The sequence below is a fragment of the Fibrobacter sp. genome, from assembly GCF_017545445.1.
In the GTDB taxonomy this organism is placed as follows: domain Bacteria; phylum Fibrobacterota; class Fibrobacteria; order Fibrobacterales; family Fibrobacteraceae; genus Fibrobacter.
Map to the genome: position 1 here is coordinate 1 of NZ_JAFWOM010000046.1, position 1,918 is coordinate 1,918.

General features: G+C 45.2%; 2 protein-coding genes. Both read right to left on the reverse strand.

The genetic code is table 11. The features are described 5' to 3' along the window. Nucleotides 1–33 precede the first annotated feature (33 nt). Nucleotides 34–1,206 (reverse strand): siphovirus ReqiPepy6 Gp37-like family protein, encoded by a 1,173-nt coding sequence (locus IKG78_RS05640; protein ID WP_290940663.1) that lies wholly within the window; start codon nt 1,204–1,206, stop codon nt 34–36. Further along, on the reverse strand, nt 1,197–1,918 hold a 722-nt coding region (locus tag IKG78_RS05645; protein ID WP_290940666.1), incomplete at its 5' end, for a phage tail domain-containing protein. The genes IKG78_RS05640 and IKG78_RS05645, both read right to left, overlap by 10 nt.

Here is a 1,918-nt window from a genome sequence, read left to right on the forward strand (position 1 = left end):
AATCCGCTTCTTTCCATTTCGAATTTCACCCCCTTATTCGGAAATCTTCTGTTTGACTTTCTGCATGATAGTAGGATACGAATAACCGAAAGTTAGCACCAAAGCGTATTCGTCATCATATTCCTCTTGGCTTTCAGTGATACGCGCCGAAACCACAACGTCAAGCTGATTATCACGAACAGTGACTTTATCGCCCTTCTGATAATCAACGCCATATTCATACTGAATATCTCCGAAAACGCGAATCTGCGCTTCGAAATTCTCAGTCGTGGCATTCTCAGCAAGCTTGTCATCGCCGCGATTTTTCAACTGCGCTTCATACTGAGCCGTCGTTAACGTCGTTTGCGTGCCATCGTCGTTCATGACCGTGCTTTGCAAATCCCGCGCATCGACGTACAGCTCTTTTCGAGAAAAGCCCGTACCTGCATCATCACCGCTGATAACAGATTTACGGCTTGCGCCCGTATCCTCGCCCTGAACCCATGCAACAGATTTGTTATCTTGAACGTTTTTGTAATACGAACTCGAAAGAATATCCTCCAAATCCGTAGAGAACTCAACCGGGTCATTTCCATCAGTGTTGCCAGTTGTCCTATCAACGCCCTCTTCCACTACGAAAACAAGCTTTTTCGTTTTCGGATAGAACTTAACCGAAAAGCCTATATCAGCAGTAGCGGCAAGCGTTAGCAGGGAACTGTAAACCGCACCGCCCGTTTTCTGAAAATCGATATTGCCGCCGAAAGCGACATACTCAGGCGTTCCGTAACCACCGCCCAATTCCAAATATGGAATCTTGCGCAAAGCAGCCTTGACATTAGGGGTAACGCATTGCTGCTTGACGATTTCGTACATAATCGTTGAAACGGGCTTGTTCGTTGCGGAATACGTACCCCAAATGATTCTATCCTCTAGATACGCCTCTAGCGTCCTGCCTTTCACGTTAAACGTTTTCGTGCCTTTTTCATCTATTCTCGATTTCACTATCTCAACGATAGCCGCATTTTCGCCACCGCACCAAAGAATATTCCCCTCTTTGAAAAACTCGGAATTTTCATCTGTAATCGGTGCCCAAAGTTCGAAATTCGCATATCCCGAAAACCTATCCGGCCAAATGAGCGAATCATATTGGTTGACCTCGCCGATAGGCTCGAAAGTATCGTTATCGACTTTGAAAACAAGAATTTGAATTTGCTTCTCTAACAGCATTCTTGAACCTCCAAATACTTGTTCTGATGGTAAATGTAAACCTCTAGCGCACTTTGCCCGCCGTCGCAATCGTAACGGAACAGGTTATCGCCGACTTTCAATTGCAACCATTCGGAATCCAAATCGCGGTATTTGAAATAATTGGACGTTTCGCCATTCAAAACACCGCGAATGTACTTTTCACCGACAGTTGTATTCACTTCGATTCTCTCGCCAGCAACCATCGTTTTTTCAATTCTGAAAAACTTCTGCGTATTAACGTCAATCAAACGCGGATTATCGACAGTACCGCTTGCTTTGAAAACGATTTTCATACCAACATCAACAGCGCCGACATTTTCAATTGCAACAATCAGACTAGGCTGACGCAATCCGAAAATATTGTATTCAGGCTCTTGCGTTGGATTCGGTAGAATCATCGGGAAGTGAAAACCGCCGATTGTGCTAGCAGCCGCCGTTTGCGTTTCCTGCGATTCTGCAAAAAGCGGGTCTGGGCATAAGCCCTCAACTTTGAACTTGCAGATAACCTCGTTGTTCTCTGCTTTGGTAGTACCGTAGCGAATCGAGCTGTTAGGCAAGAATCGCAACGTGTAATCTCTGTAAACCATATCAATAGCATGTTGCGGATTGAAGAAACGATTAAGCACCGTCTTTCTGTTCGTCATTTCGCGCTTGTTCGAAGCGATAACGTATCCGATAATCGCAATCGAGC